We start from the raw sequence: 21,572 nt of genomic DNA on the forward strand, positions 1-21,572 counted from the left end.
CGCGCGCCACCGCGGCCCGACCAGACCTACATACTCAAAGACCGCTGCTGCAAATCCCCAATCCCGATCCCCTACTCCCGGCCCTCAAAATGCCTCGTTGCCCAGCCGGACTTCCACGCCCAGCAACGAGGTCAGCGCCAGCATGGCGTCGTCGTCGCGGCTGAGGGCGATCCAGCCGGCATAGGCGTCGCCGCCGGTGTTCCAGTTCCACAGCGAGTAGCCGTGTTCGCGCAGGCGGTCGAACGCCACGGCCATCAAGTCGGGCACGTCGAGATCGCGGGCGAAGTCTTCGTCGTCCAGGTCGCCGCCCCAGTCGATGCGCAGGTTCCAGCGCGCGCCGAGTTCGTCGATGGCGGCGATGAACGAGTCGGTGTCCTTCCAGTCCACATAGAATCCCGAGCGCCAGTCGATGACGTCTTTCAGCGTCCACAGCCACGCATCGTCGCCGTCGCCGTCGTCTGCATCGGCCTGCGCTTCGCGCCAGGCATCGAACTGGGCCAGCGCGGTGTCTTCGTCGCCGGGGTTGATCAACACCAGCAGATTCCAGACCCGCGCCGGATGGTCGTCGACATCGTCTTCGTCGCTTTCGGGCTGCAGGCCTTCGTCGTCTTCGTAATCGGCACTGTTGTCGGGCATGGCGGTCTCGCTGAAGGATTGCAGGCGCCAAGTGTGAGGCCTGCGGCGGCGCAAGCAAACCGAGGCCGGCCCGCCGCTGCGCCAGCAGGGCTGGTCTTCCCGGCGCAGGTCCGTATCCTGTGCGACCGAAGACGGCCATCCGGCCCGTCATAGCGCCTTCCCCATGAGCGATACCCCTCCCGATCACCTGGCCATCGACGCACGTAGTCCGTTCCACGATGCCGACGCCCTCAACCGCGGCATCGGCGTGCGCTTCAACGGTATCGAACGCGACAACGTGGAGGAATATTCGGTGAGCGAAGGCTGGATCAAGGTGCAGGTCGGCAAGGCCCGCGACCGCCGCGGCAATCCGATGACGATGAAGATCAAGGGCGAGGTGGTGGCGTATTACCTGGACACCAAGAACGACGCCGCGCCTGCTGCCGAGTAAGCGCGGCTGACTAAACGACTTCACGTTGTTCTATTGCGAAGCTGCTGAGCTGCGACTCGGCTGCAGGGCCCTTGCCCGCCCACCATCGCGGGACACGCCGTGAATCCGTCCCTGGAGGCTCTGGCGCGGCATCCATGCCGCTCAAGGTCCCGCGACGGTGAGCGNATGTACTCGCTCTTCAACAAACCACCAGCCAACTGTCTGGTGCGGTGTCCTCACCGATTGCGGGACCGTTGGCGGCATGGATGCCGCCAACGAGCCCCCATGGACGGGTTAACGGCGTGTCCCGCGAGCGGTGAGGGCACCGCGCACTCGACGTCTTTGCGTGTGCTGCAGGGCCCTTGCCCGCCCACCATCGCAGGACACGCCGTGGATCCGTCCCTGGAGGCTCTGGCGCGGCACCCATGCCGCTCACGATCCCGCGACGGTGAGCGGACAAGGACCAGTCACGTTGGTCGGTGCGCATGGCTTTTGATCAAACAGCCAGCAAGCGGTGAGGACACCGCACACGCGACCCGCTCAGGCCTTGAGCCGGTAGCCGCTGCGGAAGATCGCCGCCACCACGCCCAGGCACACCAGCAGGAACAGGAACGTCATGCCGGTGCTCACCGCGATGTGCACGTCGGCCTTGCCGTAGAAGCTCCAGCGGAACCCGCTGATCAGGTAGACCACCGGGTTGAACAGCGTGACCTTCTGCCACACCGGCGGCAGCATGTTGATCGAATAGAAACTGCCGCCCAGAAAGGTCAGTGGCGTCACCACCATCAGCGGGATGACCTGCAGCTTCTCGAAGCCGTCGGCCCAGATGCCGATGATGAAGCCGAACAGGCTGAAGGTCAGCGCGGTGAGCACCAGAAAGCCCAGCATCCACACCGGATGCGCAATCTCGTATGGGACAAACAGCCGTGCGGTGAGCAGGATCAGCAAGCCCAGCATCACCGACTTGGTGGCCGCCGCGCCCACGTAGCCGATCACGATCTCCCACCATGCCACCGGCGCGGACAGCACCTCGTAGATGGTGCCGGCCCAGCGCGGCATGTAGATGCCGAACGAGGCATTGGAGATGCTCTCATTGAGCAACGACAGCATCACCAGGCCGGGAATGATGAAGGCCCCGTAGCTGATGCCGTCGATATCCCCCATGCGCGAGCCGATGGCTGCGCCGAACACCACGAAATACAGCGAGGTCGACAATACCGGCGAGGCGATCGACTGGGTCAGCGTGCGGAATGCGCGCGCCATTTCGAAGCGATAAATCGCGGCAATCGCATGCATGTTCATGCGCGCATCTCCGGCTGACGGGCGCCATGCACGAGGGTGACGAAGATCTCTTCCAGCGAGCTCTCGCTGGAATGCAGGTCCTTGAAGTCGATGCCCTGCTCGTTGAGCCGACGCAACACTGCCCCGATGCCGGTCTGCTCGGCCTGCGTGTCGAACGTGTAGATCAGGCTGCTGCCGTCGGCCGACAACTCCAGCGGCAGATCCGCCAGCCCGGCCGGCACCGCCTGCAGCGGCGATTGCAGGCTCAGGCTGAGCTGCTTCTTGCCGAGCTTGCGCATCAGCGTGTGCTTGTCTTCCACCAGTACCAGCTCGCCGCGGTTGATCACCCCGACCCGGTCGGCCATGTCTTCGGCTTCTTCGATGTAATGGGTGGTCAGGATGACGGTGGTGCCCTGCTCGCGCAGCCGGCGCACCATCTGCCACATCTCGTGGCGCAGCTCTACGTCCACGCCGGCAGTGGGCTCGTCCAGGAACAGAATGCGCGGCTCGTGCGCCAGTGCCTTGGCGATCAGCACGCGTCGCTTCATGCCGCCGGACAATGTGGAAATCTTGCTGTTGCGCTTGTCCCACAGCGACAGCTCGCGCAGCACCGTTTCCAGGTACTGCGGGTTGGCCGGCTTGCCGAACAGCCCGCGGCTGAAACGCACCGTGGCCCACACCGTTTCGAAGGCATCGGTGGCCAGCTCCTGCGGCACCAGACCGATGCTGGCACGTGCCGCGCGGTAGTCGCGCACGATGTCGTGACCATCGGCCAGCACGGTGCCGGTGCTGGGGTTGATCAGCCCGCAGATGATGCTGATCAGCGTGGTCTTGCCGGCACCGTTGGGGCCAAGCAGCGCGAAGATCTCGCCGCGCTGGATCTGCAGATCCACCTGTTTGAGCGCCTGGAAACCGCCGGCGTAGGTCTTGCTCACTCCCTGGATGGAAACGATGGGCGTCATGGGTTGTGCACGGGGACCAGAAGCGCCACAGGGTAGGCGCTGTGCCGTGACGATGGGAGGGGGGCTGATGGGATGGTGTCTCCCGACGCGTGATTTGCCTGGTGCCTGGTGCACGCTACACACGGACAGACCGGCAGGTTGCGCGTTGCGTCGGCTCAAGGGCGGCGATGCTTACATCCTTGGGGCGCGCATGGTGTCGTAGGAGCGCACCTGGGCGCGACGGGGGCTGTCCAGAGAACGCCTCTCGCCCCCTGGTGCGCTCCTACGATGGCCGTGGACATTGCCATGGCCGCTGCGATTTCCGATTCGCGAGCCGGCGCACGCCTGGACGTGTGTCGGGACAGCCCGGTCGCGCCCGGGTGCGCTCCTACGATGGCCGTGGACATTGCCCTGGCTTTTGCGATTCCCTATTCCCGAATCCCCATTCCCGCGCGCTCACGCGCGCTTGCGCGACTCGATCAGGTCCAGGTTGCGCACCAGCCGCCGCGACAGGTCGTCGGAAATCTCGCGACGGCGCGCAAGCTTGAACAGCTCGTTGCGCTCGGCCACCAGGGCGGTGTGACGGAACTGGCGCAAGGCCTGCTCGTAGGCGCCGGCCTCTTCCGGATCGGTTTCGGCCATGTCCACGGCACCCAGCTTGCGCTGGTAACGCTGACTAACCTGGTTGGCGGCGGCGTTGTAGCGCTCGGCATGCGCGCTGTCTTCCACCAGCCGCTGGCGCAGCTTCTCCACCGCCTCCAGGGCCGCTTGCGAGGCGGCCTTGACGGCCAGGTCTTCCTTTTGCTGTTCGTCTTCTTCTTCCGGCAACTCCAGCCCGCGCAACAGTCGCGGCAATGCCACGCTGGCCACCAGCAAGGAGACCAGGATCACCGAGGCCGCCAGGAAGATCGCCAGCTGGCGGGCCGGAAACGGCGAGCCGTCTTCCAGCATCAGCGGCAGCGTCAGCACGCCGGCCAGGGTGATCGCCCCGCGCACGCCCGCCAGCGACACCGCCACCACGATTCGCCAGGGCGGGCTGACATGCGCCTCGCCCCTCCGTTGCGCCTTGAAGATGTTCCAGCGCAGCGACAGGAACACCCACACAAAGCGCAGCGCCATCAGGCTGGTGCTGATGGTGGCCACGTATACCGCCAGCCACCACGGATTGAGGTGCCCGGCCTCCTGCACGCTGCGCACCGCCCCGTCCAGGATGCCCGGCAACTGCTCGCCCAGCAGCACGAAGATGATGCCGTTGAAGGTGAACTGCACCGTGTCCCACACCGCCGAGCGCTGCAGGCGCATGTTGCCCGGCGCGTTGCCGGCCATTTCCACGTAGCTCATGGTGATGCCGGCGGCCACCGCGGCCAGGATTCCGGAGGCGTGGAAGGCTTCGGCCAGCAGGTACGCGGCGAACGGCGTGAGCAGGTTGACCAGGATCGCCGAGCCGGGCTCCTCGCCGAAATGGCGCCAGATCCAGGCCTGGATCCGGCTCAGGCCGAAGGTGGTGGCCACGCCCAGCGCCAACCCGGCCAGCGCCACCCACAGGAAGGTGAGCGAAGCGGTCGCCACCGAGAACGTGCCGGTCAACACCGCGGCCACGGCGAACTGGAAGCACACCAGGCCGGAGGCGTCGTTGAGCAGTGACTCGCCCTCCAGGATGTGCATCAGGCGCTTGGGAATCGGCACCTTGGAGGCGATCGAGGACACTGCCACCGGGTCGGTCGGCGAAATGATGGCTGCCAGCGCGAACGCCACCGCCAGCGGCATGGCCGGGATCAGCCAATGGATCAACAGGCCGGCACCGATCACCGTGAACACCACCAGGCCCAGCGCCAGCTCCAGGATCGCCGCCTTGTCGCGGAACAGGCCTTGTTTGGGAATGCGCCAGCCGTCCAGGAACAGCAGCGGCGGCAGGAACAGCAGGAAGAACAATTCCGGTTCCAGCTCGTGCCCGGCATCGAACACACCGGAGACCACCGCGCCCAGCGCGATCTGGACCAACGGCAACGGCAGCGAGAACGGCAGGATGCGGATCAGATAACCGCTGGCCGCGACCGCCAGCAACATGGCGAGGACGACATCGATCGAATGCATGTAAAACCCGGAAGAAGAAACGGCCACACGTGCGGCATCATCTTGCGACGCACAACAACGCACTGACGGGAACATACCGGTTTGCAACCGGTGATGAAACCATCAGGCGCGATCAATTCGGCCCTGCCAGCCCATCGCGCCGCCTGTCCTCGGCCACGCGATCGCAGGTGACCTGCGCAGCGCCCGGATACGAACAGTCCGCCAATGCTGCGGAGACTGCCGCATCCCGAGACGTGAGACAGGCCACGCAACACCGATACCAATCGGGCAACCGGCGGCAGCGCACCTGATGCTGCACACGCGACCAGCAGCCATCGCGTCGACAGCCAGGCGAAGCGATTCACGTTGTTCCTGACGCCGCACTCACCACGCCAAACCCCGTAATGAACATCAAGACCACGTGATGCATCCGGCCCGCAGCGGCAGGCGTATTGACCCTACGGTTGCCATCCAGGCGATCGCCAACCCAAAGGATCGATGCCTCATGAAGACGTCACTGCAGTCGCTTGCCATTGCTACCGCCATTGCCCTGACCAGCGCGATGGTTCCTGCTTACGCTGCGTCCAACCCGACGGTGGGTGGTGCGCCGATGCTGGTCACCAAGGACATCGTCGACAACGCCGCCAACTCCAAGGATCACACCACGTTGGTTGCCGCAGTGAAGGCCGCCGGCCTGGTCGAGACCTTGAAGGGTCCGGGCCCGTTTACCGTGTTTGCGCCGACCAATGCGGCGTTTTCCGCACTGCCGGCCGGTACGGTGGACACCTTGCTGAAGCCCGAGTCCAAGGCGACCTTGACCAAGGTGCTCACCTATCACGTGGTGCCGGGCAAGGTGGACGCCGCAGCGCTGATTGCCAAGATCAAGGCCGGCGGCGGCAGCGCCCCGCTGACCACGGTGCAGGGCGAGCCGCTCACCGCAAAGCTCAATGGCAAGAAGGTCACCCTCACCGACGCCAAGGGCAATACCGCCACCGTCACCATCGCCGATGTCAACCAGAGCAACGGCGTGATCCACGTGATCGACAAGGTGTTGATGCCGTAACGGCAGTTGCTGCACGCCTGCAAGTGGCTTGCGCGCGACGTCACCGGCGGAACGGAGCCACGTTCCGTCGATGGTCGACGCCGACCGTGCATGCGGCACTTTCAGGGAATTCAATCGTAATGAGCATCCGGCGGTTGTGGGTGTCCCGACAGATGCGCTCCAAACCGGAGCGCACTGGTGGTAAGCGCTGATCCCGACACCATTCGATGACGGCTCAGCAGCCACTGGCTGCACTTGAGTGACCTGTCTGGATGCGATGGCGTTGCACTCCGGCGCCATCGCGTCCGCTTCCCGCTACGACACATAGACACGAGTGAACAGCGAATCCGCACGCGTCCGGGCACCAGACGTCGGGCGGCGCCACCACACCGCGAAGCGGCGGTGCGGGACCACCGGTTCGCCAGTGGCCCCGATTGGTGTCATCGTTCTCCGACACCATGCGCGTGCAGATGCACGCGCATCTTTTATGTCCTCACCGTGCGATCTGCGGCGACCGGTGCATGCAGCAGCTGGCGCAGGTCGTCGACAAAGCCGCGGTAGCCTTCCTCGCGCGCGGCCTCCGAGCCTTGCCGCAGGACCCACGAGGGATGCACGGTGGCCAGCACCGGCGTGCCATCATCCAGCACCTGCCACTGGCCGCGCTGCTGCATCAAGCGAAAGCGGCTTCCCAACACCGCCTGTGCGGCCGTCGCCCCCAGACAGACGATATGCGCCGGCCGCAGTTGCGCGCGTTCGGCGTGCAGCCAGCCGCTGCAGGCCTGCACATGCGAACGCTCCGGGTTGCGATGCAGGCGGCGCTTGCCGCGCTGCTCGAACCGGAAGTGCTTGACCGCATTGGTCACGTAGAAGGTCGTGCGGTCCACACCCAACTCGCCCAATGCCATCGTGAACAGACGCCCGGCCGGGCCGACAAACGGACGCCCACTCAGGTCCTCTTCGTCGCCCGGCTGCTCGCCGATGACCATCACCGCTGCATCGTCCGGCCCTTCGCCGAACACGGTCTGGGTGGCCGGTTGCCACAGCTCGCAGCGCCGGCAATCGCGCGCTGCCACACGCAGCTGCGCAAGGCTTTGGGTTGCCACTTCCACGGCTGGTACGGGTGCCACCGGCACCCGCCGTCGCACCGGCTCGGGCGCGCGCTCGGCCATCTCGCGCACCCGTACGCCGGCTTCGCGGATCAGCTCCGGCAGCAGTGCCGCTTCGGGCAGGTTCTTCCAGTATTTCTGCGGCATCTCCTGCCGCATCATGGTGGGATTGAGCCGCGCCGGATTGAAGATATGCGCGTAATAGGTGCGCCACAGGGCTTCCTGCGCATCGTCGGCGGGCACCTGCGTCCGCACCGCACCCTCGCCGAACGACAATGCCTCGCCATCCCAGCGCACACTGCGATACGGCGTCAGGATCGCCCACTGCATGCCGGCAAACCGCCGCGCAAAAAACGGGGCGACGCGGTCCACGATGCAGTGATCGGGCTCGAACCAGGCAACGAAATCCTCCACCTCGCCCGGCAGGCGGCGAAACCGCACAAACGCCTTCATCTTGTGGGTATCGCGCTGCACCGCTTTCTGCCATTGCCGCAAACGATGCACATCCACGTCGGTGGCGCGCTCCAGCAGCGCCTTCTCGCCGGAGGCGATCCGCCACAGCAACCGATACAACACCGCATGCCGCTGCGGGTCACGATGGCATAGCACCGACGCCGCCAACTGCATGAAGTCCGCCGACACCCGTGGCGGTGCCACCACCACCGGCAGGTCCTGCAGCCGCTGCCCCATCAGCAACCCGCCCTGCGCCCCGCCGTTCCATGCCACGTCATCCGGCTCGACCTGCGCACACCAGCCGGCCCGCGCCAAGGCACGCCACGCCTCGAAACTCCACGGTGGATCCACCTCAGCGCTGAACATCACTCACACCCGATCATCCTGGTTCCCACGCAGCAACGCGCACTGGCCAACCAGCCTCCGACGCGGCTGTACCCGATGCCGCCAGCGCTGCTCCGCGACCGTGACTGCGCCCGCCCCTGAGATTGCTGTCCCAACCCGCCTTGACGCAGCAGCGCCCCACGCCGCCAGGTGCCGCAGCGCCTGGGGCAGAGCGTGGGATGACGGGAGCGGGAATTTGCAAGGCAGCGCCATGTTGCTGCGCCAACACACGGCCGTGCGCCGCACGTCCGGCGAGCGGCCTGCCCCTCATCCGCCCGTCGGGCACCCTCGTCCGGGGAGAAGGCGGCGCCCTGCCGACGATGAGGCATCACTCAAACAGGCTCGCCTGCCGCGGTGCAGGCGCCAGCTGCGCACGCAGGCGCACCGGGTCGTCCAGGCGTTGCCGCGGATGATGATCCAGCACACTCACAAACGGCAGCAGCTTCTTCATCGGTACCCGCAAGCGGGCAAGGTCGCCCACCCGCAACCGCGCGTGCCGCCGTGACAACAGCAGCCGCTCCACGTTGCGGGTGCCCAGCCCCGGCACCCGCAGCAACATCTCGCGCGGCGCCTGATTCAGATCCACCGGAAACCGCTCCGGGTTGCGCAATGCCCATGCCAACTTGGGGTCCACGTCCAGATCGAGCATGCCGCTGGACTGCGCGGGCGCAATTTCTTCCACGCTGAATTCGTAGAAGCGCAGCAACCAGTCGGCCTGGTAGAGCCGGTGCTCGCGCTGCAGCGGCGGTGCCTGCAAGGGCAGCTTCGACGAGGCATCGGGGATCGGGCTGAAGGCCGAGTAATACACCCGCCGCATGCGGTAATTGCCGTACAGGTTGTGGCTGGTGTCCAGGATGCTGCGGTCGTTGGCATCATCGGCACCGACGATCATCTGCGTGCTCTGCCCTGCCGGGGCAAACCGCGGCGGCTTGGCCCGGCGTACCTTTTCGGCCTTGCGTTCGAGCTGGTTTTCTTCGATGCGCCAGCGCAGCTCGCCCATGGCCGAGCGGATGCCGCCGACGCTCTTCTCCGGTGCCAGCTGGGTCAGCCCCTGCTCGGTGGGCAACTCCACGTTGATGCTCAGACGGTCCGCATAGCGGCCGGCCGCCGCCAGCAGTTCGGGCGCTGCATCGGGAATGGTCTTGAGATGGATGTAGCCGGCAAAGTGATGCTCTTCGCGCAGCTGGCGCGCCACTTCCACCAGCTGCTCCATGGTGTAGTCGGAGTTGCGGATGATGCCGCTGGAGAGGAACAGGCCCTCGATGTAATTGCGCTTGTAGAAGTCCAGCGTCAGCGTGACCACTTCTTCGGGCGTGAAACGTGCGCGGCGCACGTTGCTGGAGACGCGGTTGACGCAGTACGCGCAGTCGAACACGCAGAAGTTGGTCAGCAGGATCTTCAGCAGCGACACGCAGCGGCCGTCCGGCGTGTACGAGTGGCAGATGCCCATGCCCTCGGTGCTGCCGATCCCGCCGGTGCCGAGCGAGTTGCGCTTGTTCGCGCCACTGGAGGCGCAGGAGGCGTCGTATTTGGCGGCGTCGGCAAGGACGGCGAGCTTGTCGAGGATTTTCACGCAAGCAGCATGCGGCTGGGGCGTCTCAGCCTATGAGACTGCGCAGCAGCCGATCGTGAACGCTTCAGAGCGCAGCGCTGCCGGCGCACACGCCGGCACCGTCCTGCGGCCCGGTCAGACTGCGGTGGCCGCGGTGGCCGCGGCGCCATCGAAGCGATAGAGATCCATCGCCAGAAAGCCCGCATCGATGCCGGCATCGATGCGCTGCGCGCCGAGCTGGTCGCCCCCGGCCGCACCCATCGCGACGTAGAGCGGCAGCAGATGCTCGTCGCTGGGATGTGCGCGCGCTGCAAACGGTGCCTGGCGGCGGTAGTCCAGCAATGCCGGGATGTCGTTGTCCGCCAGTGCGCGCTCGGTCCATGCGATGAAGGGACGCACGTAGGGCGCTTCGCGCTCGGCGCTGTAGCCCTGGCCGAAGTCGTGCAGGTTATGGGTGATGCTGCCGGAGCCGATGACCAGCACGCCTTCGTCGCGCAACGGCGCCAGCGCGCGGCCCAGCGCGAACTGGTGCGCCGGCCCGAGCTCGGGCTGGATCGACACCGACACCACCGGGATGTCGGCCGCCGGGTACAGCAGGCGCAGCGGCACCCAGACGCCGTGGTCGAAACCGCGTTGCGGGTCCAGGTGCGGATGCAGCCCGGCCTGCTCCAGGCGGCGCACGACCTGTTGCGCCAATGCCGGCTCGCCCGGCGCCGGATAGTCCAGCGCATACAGCGGCGCAGGAAAACCGCCGAAGTCATGGATGGTCTGCGGCCGCGCTGCACCGCTGACCAGCGGGCGACGGCCCAGCCAATGCGCGCTGGCGACGATGATCGCGCGCGGCCGCGGCAGCTGCTGACGCAGTTCCTGCAGCCGCTGCCCCACCTGGCCCGGCTGCAACGCCGTCATGGGCGATCCGTGCGAGATGTACAACGACGGCAGGCGGCTCATGCGCAACTCCATGCGCCCAGGCTGATGCGCAGCAGGGCCGCGCCGTAGACCGCGGTGCGCGGGGGTGCAAGGGTGGTGGACATGCGGGCACTCCGTTGAGGACCGTACTAGCCTATGACCCACGGCATTCGGATAAAGGACGCGAGGTCGGATAATTTATTGCACCACAAGCAATAATCGGAGCCCGGATGGATACCCTGGATGCGATGCGCGTCTTCACCGCCGTGGCCGAACGCAGCGGCTTCAGCGCCGCGGCCGATGCACTGGACCGCTCCACCGCCAGCGTCACCCGGCAGGTGGCTGCGCTGGAACAACGCCTGGGCACCCGCCTGCTCAATCGCACCACGCGCCGGGTCAGCCTGACCAGCGCCGGCACCGCGTATTACCAGCGCTGCCTGCAATTGTTAGCCGACCTGGACGACCTGGAGGCCACCATCGGCGCGCAGGCGCTGGAGCCGGCCGGCGTGCTGCGGGTCAATGCCCCGGTGAGCTACGGGATCGAGCGCCTGGGGGCCTTGCTGCCGGGCTTTCGTGCGCGCTACCCGCAGGTGGAGCTGGACCTGTCGCTGACCGATCGCCTGGTCGATATGGTCGAGGAAGGCTTCGATGTCGCCATCCGCATCACCCGCGAGCCGGCACCGATGCTGATCGCCCGCCAGCTGGGCACGGTGCGGCTGGTGCCGTGCGCGGCGCCGGCCTACCTGGCGCGGGCGGGCACGCCGGCACACCCGGCCGATCTGGCTGGCCACGAGTGCCTGCTCTACCACTACTCGCCCACCGGCGACGCGGTGCGCTTCCACGGGCCCGATGGCGATGTGGATGTGCGCCTGCACGGTGGGCTGCGCGCCAACAATGGCCATGTGCTCAATGCGGCGGCGCTGGCCGGCCAGGGCATCGTGATGCAGCCGGACTTCCTGGCCGACGCGCATCTGGCTGCAGGCCGCCTGGTGCGCATTCTTCCGGCGTACGAACTCGGCCGGATCGGCATCTTTGCCGTCTACACCAGCCGCAGCCACCTGGCGCCGAAGGTGCGCAGCTTCATCGACTACCTGCTCGAGCACCTGGCCGCACCGGCACCCGGCTGAACGGGCCCGGCAACAGTTCGTCCCGCGCGTGGTCATTCTTCTGTCGCGGCCGGTATGCACACAATCCCCCTCCCCTCGTTGAGCAGGAGCATCCATGAGCAAGATTGCCATCGTGTATTTCAGTGGCTATGGCCACACCGTCAAGCAGGCCGAAGCCGTGCATGCGGGGGCCGCCAGTGTGGCCGAGGCCACGCTGTACCGCATCGACCAGGACGGCAACCTGCCTGACGACGCGTGGGATGCGATCAATGCCGCCGATGCCATCATCTACGGCAGCCCCACCTACATGGGCGGGCCGGCGTGGCAGTTCAAGAAATTTGCCGATGCCAGCTCCAAGCCGTGGTTTACGCAGGCGTGGAAGGACAAGATCGCCGCCGGCTTCACCAACTCGGCCTCGGTCAATGGCGACAAGGCCACCACCATCCAGTATTTCTGGACCCTGTCGCAGCAGCACGGCCAGATCTGGGTGGGCACCGGTTTGCCGCCAGCCAACACCAAGGCGCACGGGCCGCAGGACGTGAACTGGACTGGTGGCTGGGGCGGCGCGCTGGCGATCTCGCCATCGGACGCTTCGCCGGACGAAGCCCCGCGCGCAGGCGATCTGGAAACCGCGCGGCTGCTGGGCAAGCGCGTCGCCGAATTCACCAACAAGCTCAAGGGCTGAGCTGGCGTCTCACCGCACCCGCGCGCGTGCCGAACAAGGCGATGCGCGCGGGTGTGGTTGAACAGCATCGCCACGTCGCCATACGCCAACGCTGCCGCACCCACCGTCACCAGCGCCACGCAAGACGTGTGCACGGCCCGGTCGCCAGCGCATCGCATGCGCCTGCCCATCGCTGCCGCTCCGCAATCGGCGCAGGCTGGAACCATGCAGTCCACTTCGATTCGCACTGTACTCCCAGGCGTCGCGCGGCGCGCTCGTTGCCGTGCCGTGTCACACCTGCACCACCGCACACCGACCTCAGGCGTTAGCACGTGGGCCACGCCGCGCTAACGCATACCGCGCCACTCTCCCCGCCTACCCTGCTGCACGGAGCCTCCCCCACCATGCAAACCCGTACCCTCGGCCGTTCCGGCCCCACCGTTTCCGCACTCGGCCTTGGCTGCATGGGCATGAGCGCGTTCTATGGCAACCGCAGCGACGAGGCTGCCTCGATCGCGGTGATCCATCGCGCGCTCGACCGCGGCATCAGCCTGCTCGATACCGCCGACATGTATGGCCCGCATACCAATGAAGTGCTGGTCGGCAAGGCCATCGCCTCGCGCCGGCACGAGGTGTTTCTGGCCACCAAGTTCGGCATCAAGCTCGACCCCGGCGATCCGTCGGTACGTGGCATCGATGGCAGCCCGGCCTATGTGCAATCTGCCTGCGAAGCCAGCCTGCGCCGCCTGGGCGTGGAGCACATCGACCTGTACTACCAGCACCGCGTCGATCCCAACGTGCCGATCGAAGACACCGTCGGTGCCATGTCGCGGCTGGTCGAACAGGGCAAGGTGCGTTTTCTCGGGCTGTCGGAAGCGGCCGCCGCTACCATCCGGCGCGCGCATGCGGTGCATCCGATCACTGCCGTGCAGACCGAGTATTCGCTGTGGTCGCGCGAGCCGGAAGACAACGGCGTGTTCGCCACCGTGCGCGAACTCGGCATCGGGTTCGTGCCGTATTCGCCCCTGGGGCGCGGCTTCCTAACCGGGGCATTCTCCTCGCCGGACGATTTCGACGCAGACGACTACCGCCGTCACTCGCCACGCTTCCAGGGCGAAAACTTCACCCGCAACCTGCAGCTGGTGGAGCAGGTCAAGGCGATCGCGGCGGACAAGGGCGTCACGCCCGGGCAACTGGCATTGGCCTGGGTCCTGGCACAGGGCCAGGACCTGGTTCCGATTCCCGGCACCAAGCGTCTGGCGTATCTGGAGGAAAACATCGCAGCACTCGACGTAGCGCTGATGCCCGACGAACTGGCGCGCATCGATGCGATCTTCCCGCCGCAGGCCGCCGCCGGCACGCGCTACCCGGAAGCGATGATGGGCGCGGTCAACCGCTGAGCCGACGCGGCGTGATTGCGCCTGGACCGCATGGCCGTGGTACCGGGCCGTGACAGAAACCGTCGCAACCGGTTGCCGGTCGCCGCCATCCGGCCGTAACGGCGCGCTGGGCCGGCGCGTCCATCGCAGCGCGCTCGAGCATGCAGGTGTAGGTGCCTGCCATCCGTGGAAGATGGCCGCGTTCCCGGTGCGGGTGCGCGGCCGTTGCGGTCGCTTCGCCGTCGCGCCACCGGATTGACTGCGACTACTCACACCATCGCATCGCCGGCGCCTGCACACTTGGCAGTACCTCACATCACGCACGCCCATGCTGTCCTTCGTGATCCCCGCCCATGACGAGGCCGCGCTGATCGGCGACACGCTGCAGTGCCTGCACGCCTGCGCACGCGCGCTCCAGCTGGACTATGAAGTGATCGTGGTGGCCGACGCCTGCGCCGATGACACTGCCGTCATCGCACGCAGCAACGGCGCGCAGGTGCTGGAGGTCCAGCTGCGGCACATTGCGGCCACGCGCAACGCCGGCGCACAGGCGGCGCAGGGCGAGCGGCTGCTGTTCCTGGATGCCGACACCCTGATCAACCCGCAGGTGGTCGGCGCCGCACTGGCAGCGCTGGACGCCGGTGCGGTGGGCGGCGGCGCGCAAGTCCACCTGCACGGCAACCGTGTGTGGTCCGAACGCACCGCGCAAGCGGTGTTCGGCTGGTTCTTCCGCATTGCCGGCATCGCGCCGGGGTGTTTTCTGTTCTGCACACGCGCGGCCTTCGTCACGGCCGGTGGTTTCGACACGCGCTACTACGCCGGCGAAGATGTCGCGCTCAGCCGCGCGCTGGCACGCTGCGGGCGCTTTGTGATCCTGCGCCAGACCGTGCATACCTCCGACCGCAAGCTGCGCAGTTTTTCCAAACGCGAGCATCTGGGCCTGCTGCTGCGGTTTCTGTGGCGCGGACGGCGCATGTTGCAGACCCGCGATGCGCTGGGTTTCTGGTACCAACGACGGCGCTGAACCGAGCGTGTCCGCACCGGCGCGTGACGCGGCGGTGCCTGCCCTCAAATCGGGACGTGGCACCGCAGGCCACTTACACTGCGACACCTGTCCCGGTTTCGAGTCGCGCCGCATGGCCTCTTTGCATCGCCCTGTCCTGATCGCCGCCATGGCCGCTGCGGCATTGACCGCCGCAGCGTGTCACCGCGAGGGCGCGCAGCCTGCCGCCGACAGTCACGCCGAGCACGCCCCCAGCACACCCAAGCTCGGCGATTTCGGCTTCGACGCGGCCGGCATGGACCGCAGCGTCGCGCCGGGTGATGACTTCTTCGCTTATGCCAGCGGCAACTGGGTCAGGACCACGCAGATTCCCGAGGACCGCTCCAGCTTCAACAGCTTCGTCAGCATCGCCATCGAGACCGAACGCCACAGCCGCGACATCATCGAAGGCGCGGCCGCCAACGACCGCGTCACCGGTGAAGACAAGCAGATCGGCGACTACTACGCCGCCTACATGGACGAGGCCAGCATCGAGACCAAGGGCGTGCGCCCGGTACAACCGGAACTGGAGGCCATCGCGCAACTGGGCGACAAGCAGGCGCTGGCGCGCACGCTGGGCGGGCAGTTGCGCGCAGACGTGGACCTGCTCAACGCGACCAACTTCTACACCGACCGCCTGTTCGGGCTGTGGGTGTCGCAGGATCTGCACCATCCCGGCCGCTACGCGCCGTATCTGGTGCAAGGCGGCCTGGGCATGCCCGAGCGCAGCTTCTACCTGGACGGCGGGCGCATGGCGGATCTGCGCGAGGCCTACCGCGCGCACATCGTCAAGGTGCTGGAGCTGGCCGGCATCGCCGACGCGGCGGCCAGGGCCGAGCGCATCGTCGCGCTCGAAACGGCCATGGCACGCGTGCATGCCACGCCCGAACGGACCAACAACGTGCAGGCCGGCGCAAACGCCTGGAAACAGGCCGATTTTGCGCACAATGCCCCCGGCCTGGAGTGGGCACTGTTCTTCGATGCCGCCGGGCTCAAGGCGCAGCAGGACTTCATCGTCTGGCAACCGGAGGCGGTGCGCGGCTTGTCGGCCCTGGTGCAATCGGAGCCGTTGCAGACCTGGAAGGACTACCTGAGCTTCCGTGCCCTGGATCGGGCTTCGCCGTATCTGTCCAAGGCTTTTGCCGACGAGCGCTTTGCGTTTTATGGCACCACCCTGGAAGGCACGCCGCAGCAGCGCCAGCGTTGGAAGCGCGGGATCGACGCCACCAACGCCGCGTTGGGCGAGGCGGTCGGCAAGCGCTATGTGCAGAAATACGTCAGCGCCCAGACCAAGACCCGCGCCGAAGAGATGGTCAAGAACCTGGTCACCGCATTCGGCCGGCGCATCGATGCGCTGGAATGGATGACCCCGGAGACCAAACAGCACGCCAAGGCCAAGATCGCCGGGCTGACGGTGGCGGTGGGCTACCCGGACAGCTGGCGCGACTACAGCGCGCTCGAGGTGCGTCGCGACGATGCGCTGGGCAACGTGGAACGCGCCCAGCTGTTCGAGTATCGCCGCAACCTCGCCAAGCTGGGCAAGGCGGTCGACCATCGCGAGTGGTACATGCTGCCGCAGGAAGTCAACGCGTTGAACGTGCCGTTGGAGAACCGGCTGATCTTTCCTGCCGCGATCCTGCAGCCGCCGTTCTTCGACCCGGCCGCCGACGATGCGGTGAACTACGGCGCGATCGGCGCGGTGATCGGGCATGAGATCAGCCACAGCTTCGACAACATGGGTGCGCTGTTCGACGAACATGGCGAGCTGCACAACTGGTGGACGCCGCAGGACCTGAAGAAATTCGAGGCCGCCGGCAATGCGCTGGCCGCCCAGTTCAGCGCATACAAGCCGTTTGACGACCTGAGCGTCAACGGCAAGCTGACGTTGGGCGAGAACATCGCCGATGTTGCCGGCCTGGCCACCGCCTACGACGCCTATCAGCTGTCGCTGCAGGGCAAGCAGCCACAGACCATCGATGGCTTCAGCCCGGACCAGCGCTTCTTCCTCGGCTTCGCGCAGGCCTGGCGTGGCAAGTATCGCGATGCAGCGCTGCGCAACGCCGTGCTGACCGATGTACACGCGCCTGGCCGCTTCCGTGCGCAGACGGTGCGCAATGTGGACGCGTGGTATCCGGCGTTCGACGTGAAGCCGGAGGAGCAGCTGTATCTGGCACCGGAGCAGCGGGTCAGGATCTGGTAAAAGGCGGCACGGACGATGCCTGTGCTGGAGTCCTTGCTTGGACACCCGTGATGCATGGACTGCTGCTCGACCTGCGCCCTACCCTCACCCCAACCCCTCTCCCGAGGGGAGAGGGGCTTTAGCCCTCTGCTGCGGCTGCCCCGTACAGCGCCGCGTGCCGCATAGACTCGCCCCTCTCCCGCCGGGAGAGGGGTTGGGGTGAGGGTACGGTGTCGCCACACGCTGCCGCCCACGCATATCACCCAGCTTTTAAGCTAGACAACAACGCGATACATCGGTGCGCCAGTCTTGCACCGCGCGCGGGCGCCGCAACGCAGCTGCCGATGGCGCCCGAAAGCGGCACGCCCGCTCGCACGCTCCGATGAGCATTGCTCCACTCCAAACACTCCGTCCGCACCTGCTCCACCACTCTGCAGCAGGTGTGTCAGTCACTCCTGGAACACGCCACGTCGCTTGCCGCGATAGAACGCTCAGCCAACTCTGACATGCAATATCAGGCCTTGTCAGGCCACTTCAGCAACATCGCCGGGGGCAGTTGCATGCGCCTGCATGCGCGTGCCGAAAGGCCGTCGCGCAACGCAGTGCGGAACAGCGGCGCCAGACCGCGCAGCACGCGCGCGGATGCCCGCGCCTGGACGCGCTGCGTGGCGGTGCGGCCCAGCATGTCGCTGGCCCAGCCCGGCAACAGGGCGGTACCGGCACCGAGGAACACGCCGCGCGACAGGTCTGCCGCCGGCACCGGCAACTGGATGCTGGTGAGGATGTCGAGCACCTCGCGCGAGCGCGCGTCCATGCGCAGCTCGCCACGCACCGACGCAAAATACGCGTCCACCTCGGCCTCGCTGGCGGGTACGTCGCGGGCGCCCAATGCTTCGGCCACGCGGCGCGCCTCGTCGTAGTAGCGGTCGGCAATGGCGGTGGGCACGTCGCGGCAATAACGGCGGCAGCCCTGCAGGAACCCGTAGGCCTCGGTGACGTGCACCCAGGTCAGCAGCGCCGGATCGTTGGCCTCGTACGGCACGCCATCGGCGGTGTGGCCGCGGATATGCGAATGGATGCGCAGCACGCGCGCGATCAATTGCTCGGCTTCGGCCTGCGGCGCGTAGGTGGTGCCGGCAACGAAGTTGGTAGTGCGGCGCAGCCGCCCGACCAGGTCGGCACGAAAGTTGGAGTGGTCATAGACCCCGGCCAGCGCGCGCGGGTGCAGCAGCTGCAGCATCAAGGCGCATAACCCGCCCGACAGCATGCCGGGAAATTCGGAGTGCACGCGCCAGGTCACGCTGTCGGGGCCGAACAGGCCGGGGTCGCCCAGCGGCTGGTCGTATTCGATGGTGCTCTGACCACGCGGAAACGCGCCAAGCACCCAGCGGCGGATCTGTTCGGCGGCGGGGGCGGTGAGGGTACGCAGGACGGCTGACATGCCGCAATGATACGCAGGCAGTCGCAACGCCACGTCAGTGTACCCGGCACGGCATCGCGGCCTTCGACCGGTTCAGTCGCGCGCGAAACAACCCGGTACGGCCCGAAGCAGGCTCGGCGAGTGCGCCACGCAACACAGGCCACTTCGTCGCGACGATACCCGGCAATGCGGCTTGCCCACATCCGCCGCAACGCGTCATTGCCGCATCACCTGGTGTGCAGTGCAACAAGATCGGGCGAGCGAAACATGCGCGATGTAGCACCGCCGCGCCAAATTCGCCTGAATTCAGCGTTTTGTGCGCAGGTGCGCAGGATTTCGCGGCCACCGGTTCGCCTCGGGCATTGCCATGCACGGCGAAAGTGCTAGAACTAGGGCCGTCCGACATCGGCACGCCGCGCGAGTGGCATACCGGTCGCTCCAGGGCACGGCAACCGCCGTTGCAGCAAGCCGTTCGTACCAGCCATCCGTCAGGAGCTTGTCATGATCGCTTTGTTCCAGGGTTTGGGCCTGCTATTGCAGGACAATGCACTCCATCGGCGCTCCTTCGACGAGCAGGTGGCCTACTGGCGCGACAAGACCGACGCGCAGCTCGACGAAGAGCTCGATCTGCTCAAGGTGGCCAAGAAGCAATGGGTGATCGCCTCGATCATCGGCTGGCAGGCGATCTCGCTGGTGCTGCTGGGTGTGATCACGCACCAGCTGTGGCAGAACGACTACCACCTCACCTTCAGCCGCATCGTCATCATCTTTACCTCGTGGGCATCGATCCTGTTCATCATGTGGTACATCGCCGACCTGTTCGACCACAGCGCCGGTTTCGAGCGCTGGTTGCGCGCCTTCAACAGCCGCGCACGGGTGACGCCGGACGCCGACTCGGTGGAGTGCGTTGCCGACGCGCTGGACATGACCCGCCGCTACCCGGAAGTGCTGCGTTACAAGCAGGAAGTGACCTCCAAGCGCGAGCTGCGCCACGAGGACATCGTCAACATGCGCGAAATGGGCCGGCTGCGCCGCTATACGGAGCTGCTGCGCGACCTCGACCGCTTCGACGGCGCACCACGGCTGGTGGTCAATTCCTGACCAGGGCCGGCGTGGCGATGCAGCGACGCGCTGACCGATAAACGCGCTGCCTGCAGCAATGATTTCGCTGCAAACAAGAACGGCCGGTGCGCACTGCACCGGCCGTTCTTGTTGATTCCTGGGGTCACTGCCAGCCGGTTGACGGGCGCCGGCTCCTGGCAGCGCACCCGAACCTGTGACCACTCACGCCTGCGCCACCGCCTTCTCCACCGAGGGAGTGCGCCAACCGCTGCGCACGCCCCAGATGTAGAACACCGCGCCGACCGCGGCGACCACGGCCAGGTCGGTGCCGTAGCTGAGGTAGCCATGGCCACCGAAGTCGGTACTGCCAGCCCAGGACACCAGCGCGATGGTGGGCAGGTAGCAGATCATCCATGCCGCACCCTTGAGGTTGCGGCGCAGGTCCGGCCAGCCCTGCTTGGCCTGGTAATAGCAGTACACCGGCAAGGCCACGACCATCAGCAGGATGATCTCGCCGGTCAGCGGCCAGCGCGCCCAGTACAGCAGCTCGGTCGCCATCACGAACGCGACGCCGGCCAGCACCGGCAAGGCGGCGATGCGCAACGGGCGGTGCAGCTCCGGTGCGTGGCGGCGCAGCGCCATCGCACTGATCGGCCCGGTGAGGTAGGAAATGATGGTCGCCACCGAGATCACCGCGGCCAGCGTGCCCCAACCGCGGAAGAAGAACAGGAACACGAACGACACCGCCAGGTTGAAGAACATCGCCATGCGCGGCACGCCCCACACCGGGTGCAGCTTGCCCAGCACGGCCGGCATGGTGCCGTTCTTTTCCATGCCGTAGACCATGCGCGCGGTGGTGGCGGTGTAGGTGATGCCGGTGCCGCTGGGGCTCACGAAGGCATCGATGTACAGCAGCATCGCCAGCCAATGCAGGTTGACGATGATGGCCAGCTCGGCGAACGGCGAGCGGAAATCGATGCCGTGCCAGCCGGCCTTGGCCAGCAGGTCCGGCGGCACCGCGCCGATGTAGGCCACCTGCAGGATCACGTAGACCACCGTGGCCAGCGCGATCGAACCGAGCACCGCGAACGGAATGCTGCGCCCGGGATTGCGCGCTTCGCCTGCCAGGTTCACCGGGCTCTGGAAGCCGTTGAAGCTGAAGACGATGCCTGCGGTGGCCACCGCGGTGAGCACCGCGGCCAGATCGATCACGTGCGCATCGCCGTGGATGCCCACGCTGAAGTTCTCGCTGTGGAAGCCGCTGGCGATCAGCGCCACGCCGGTCGCCGCGGGCACCACCAGCTTGAACACGGTGATCAGCGTGTTGGAGCGCGCAAACAGCTTGACGCTCCAGAAATTCAGGAAGAAGTACACCAGCACCAGCACCGCCGAGATCAGCAGGCCCGGCACCGACAATTCACCGGCCCCGCCAGGCGCCTGCACGTAGAGCCCTTGCGCCCACGCCCAGGGCCAGGAGGCCATGTACTGCACCGAAGCCTCGGCTTCCACCGGGATCACCGACACGATGGCGATCCAGTTGGCCCAGCCGGCGATGAAGCCCACCAGCGAGCCATGCGAGTAATGGCTGTAGCGCACCATGCCGCCGGATTCGGGGAACATGGCGCCCAGCTCGGCATACGACAGCGCGATGGTGGTGATGATCGCCGCGCCCAGAATCCAGGCCCAGATCGCACCCGGGCCGGCCAGGCCGGCCGCGCGCCAGGCACCGAACAGCCAGCCGGAACCAATGATCGAGCCCAGCCCGGTGAGCATGAGCGCAAAGGGGCCGACGTCGCGGCGCAACGAGTGTTCGGACATGAGTAGCCTGGCAGTGAGGGCGCCGTGAACCGGCAACAAGCCGGCAATGATCGCAGAAGCGGCCGCTGATCGTCAGTGCGTATTCAGGCTTGTCTCGAAACGGCTATGCGGCCGCT

The 21,572-nt window shown here is 66.6% G+C and carries 17 protein-coding genes; 8 read left to right on the top strand and 9 right to left on the bottom strand.

The window, feature by feature from the left end:
• Positions 1–84: 84 nt before the first annotated feature.
• The gene (locus XnspCFBP7698_RS18910; RefSeq protein WP_047696425.1) at positions 85–636 is read right to left on the bottom strand and encodes a hypothetical protein; all 552 of its coding nucleotides are present in this window, start codon (positions 634–636) and stop codon (positions 85–87) included.
• Positions 637–799: 163 nt separating this feature from the next.
• Here XnspCFBP7698_RS18910 and XnspCFBP7698_RS18915 point away from each other — a divergent pair, with 163 nt between their 5' ends.
• Positions 800–1,066 (top strand): DUF3297 family protein, encoded by a 267-nt coding sequence (locus tag XnspCFBP7698_RS18915; protein ID WP_047696423.1) that lies wholly within the window; start codon positions 800–802, stop codon positions 1,064–1,066.
• 519 nt (positions 1,067–1,585) lie between these two features.
• Here XnspCFBP7698_RS18915 and XnspCFBP7698_RS18925 read toward each other — a convergent pair.
• From XnspCFBP7698_RS18925 to XnspCFBP7698_RS18935, 3 genes are all read right to left on the bottom strand, one after another.
• The gene (locus XnspCFBP7698_RS18925; RefSeq protein WP_047696421.1) at positions 1,586–2,347 is read right to left on the bottom strand and encodes an ABC transporter permease; all 762 of its coding nucleotides are present in this window, start codon (positions 2,345–2,347) and stop codon (positions 1,586–1,588) included.
• Positions 2,344–3,288: an ABC transporter ATP-binding protein gene (locus XnspCFBP7698_RS18930; RefSeq protein WP_104579484.1), complete on the bottom strand. Its 945-nt coding sequence runs from the start codon at positions 3,286–3,288 to the stop codon at positions 2,344–2,346. The genes XnspCFBP7698_RS18925 and XnspCFBP7698_RS18930 overlap by 4 nt, the downstream gene beginning before the upstream one ends.
• 435 nt (positions 3,289–3,723) lie before the next feature.
• Positions 3,724–5,361, bottom strand: coding sequence for a Na+/H+ antiporter (locus XnspCFBP7698_RS18935; RefSeq protein WP_039405778.1), 1,638 nt, complete (start codon positions 5,359–5,361; stop codon positions 3,724–3,726).
• A 484-nt stretch (positions 5,362–5,845) separates the two neighbouring features.
• Between XnspCFBP7698_RS18935 and XnspCFBP7698_RS18940 the strand changes: the two genes are divergently transcribed.
• Entirely contained in the window at positions 5,846–6,403 is a 558-nt protein-coding gene (locus XnspCFBP7698_RS18940; protein WP_199680233.1) for a fasciclin domain-containing protein, read from the top strand.
• A 464-nt stretch (positions 6,404–6,867) separates the two neighbouring features.
• Here the strand turns inward: XnspCFBP7698_RS18940 and XnspCFBP7698_RS18945 are convergent, their stop codons facing one another.
• The 3 genes from XnspCFBP7698_RS18945 to XnspCFBP7698_RS18955 all read right to left on the bottom strand — a co-directional run bounded on the left by XnspCFBP7698_RS18945 (position 6,868) and on the right by XnspCFBP7698_RS18955 (position 10,828).
• On the bottom strand, positions 6,868–8,307 hold the full coding sequence (locus XnspCFBP7698_RS18945) for a UdgX family uracil-DNA binding protein (RefSeq protein ID WP_123137653.1): 1,440 nt from the start codon (positions 8,305–8,307) through the stop codon (positions 6,868–6,870).
• 346 nt (positions 8,308–8,653) lie between these two features.
• Complete coding sequence (locus tag XnspCFBP7698_RS18950; RefSeq protein ID WP_039405785.1) at positions 8,654–9,898, bottom strand: putative DNA modification/repair radical SAM protein; 1,245 nt, start codon at positions 9,896–9,898, stop codon at positions 8,654–8,656.
• 114 nt (positions 9,899–10,012) lie between these two features.
• A complete protein-coding gene (locus XnspCFBP7698_RS18955; protein WP_047696437.1) occupies positions 10,013–10,828 on the bottom strand; it encodes a class III extradiol ring-cleavage dioxygenase in 816 nt (271 codons plus the stop codon).
• A 188-nt stretch (positions 10,829–11,016) separates the two neighbouring features.
• Here XnspCFBP7698_RS18955 and XnspCFBP7698_RS18965 point away from each other — a divergent pair, with 188 nt between their 5' ends.
• The 5 genes from XnspCFBP7698_RS18965 to XnspCFBP7698_RS18985 all read left to right on the top strand — a co-directional run bounded on the left by XnspCFBP7698_RS18965 (position 11,017) and on the right by XnspCFBP7698_RS18985 (position 17,177).
• Positions 11,017–11,913 carry a LysR family transcriptional regulator gene (locus tag XnspCFBP7698_RS18965; protein WP_123137654.1) on the top strand — a complete coding sequence of 299 codons (897 nt, stop codon included), beginning with the start codon at positions 11,017–11,019 and terminating at the stop codon, positions 11,911–11,913.
• Between the two features lie 94 nt (positions 11,914–12,007).
• Positions 12,008–12,577, top strand: a complete 570-nt coding sequence (locus XnspCFBP7698_RS18970) for a flavodoxin family protein (RefSeq protein ID WP_123137655.1) — start codon at positions 12,008–12,010, stop codon at positions 12,575–12,577.
• A gap of 383 nt (positions 12,578–12,960) precedes the next feature.
• On the top strand, positions 12,961–13,956 hold the full coding sequence (locus XnspCFBP7698_RS18975) for an aldo/keto reductase (protein WP_123137656.1): 996 nt from the start codon (positions 12,961–12,963) through the stop codon (positions 13,954–13,956).
• Between the two features lie 307 nt (positions 13,957–14,263).
• Positions 14,264–14,959: a glycosyltransferase gene (locus tag XnspCFBP7698_RS18980; protein ID WP_123137657.1), complete on the top strand. Its 696-nt coding sequence runs from the start codon at positions 14,264–14,266 to the stop codon at positions 14,957–14,959.
• A 148-nt stretch (positions 14,960–15,107) separates the two neighbouring features.
• On the top strand, positions 15,108–17,177 hold the full coding sequence (locus tag XnspCFBP7698_RS18985; protein WP_123137682.1) for a M13 family metallopeptidase: 2,070 nt from the start codon (positions 15,108–15,110) through the stop codon (positions 17,175–17,177).
• A gap of 493 nt (positions 17,178–17,670) precedes the next feature.
• On the opposite strand, the gene XnspCFBP7698_RS18990 is transcribed toward XnspCFBP7698_RS18985, so the two are convergent.
• Positions 17,671–18,597, bottom strand: a complete 927-nt coding sequence (locus tag XnspCFBP7698_RS18990; RefSeq protein ID WP_123137658.1) for an oxygenase MpaB family protein — start codon at positions 18,595–18,597, stop codon at positions 17,671–17,673.
• A 480-nt stretch (positions 18,598–19,077) separates the two neighbouring features.
• Here XnspCFBP7698_RS18990 and XnspCFBP7698_RS18995 point away from each other — a divergent pair, with 480 nt between their 5' ends.
• The gene (locus XnspCFBP7698_RS18995) at positions 19,078–19,677 is read left to right on the top strand and encodes a hypothetical protein (protein ID WP_047694784.1); all 600 of its coding nucleotides are present in this window, start codon (positions 19,078–19,080) and stop codon (positions 19,675–19,677) included.
• Between the two features lie 183 nt (positions 19,678–19,860).
• Here the strand turns inward: XnspCFBP7698_RS18995 and XnspCFBP7698_RS19000 are convergent, their stop codons facing one another.
• Positions 19,861–21,456: an APC family permease gene (locus XnspCFBP7698_RS19000; protein ID WP_047694783.1), complete on the bottom strand. Its 1,596-nt coding sequence runs from the start codon at positions 21,454–21,456 to the stop codon at positions 19,861–19,863.
• Positions 21,457–21,572 lie beyond the last annotated feature (116 nt).

Origin of the sequence: Xanthomonas sp. CFBP 7698 (assembly GCF_003600855.1) — a bacterium.
Lineage (GTDB): Bacteria > Pseudomonadota > Gammaproteobacteria > Xanthomonadales > Xanthomonadaceae > Xanthomonas > Xanthomonas cannabis.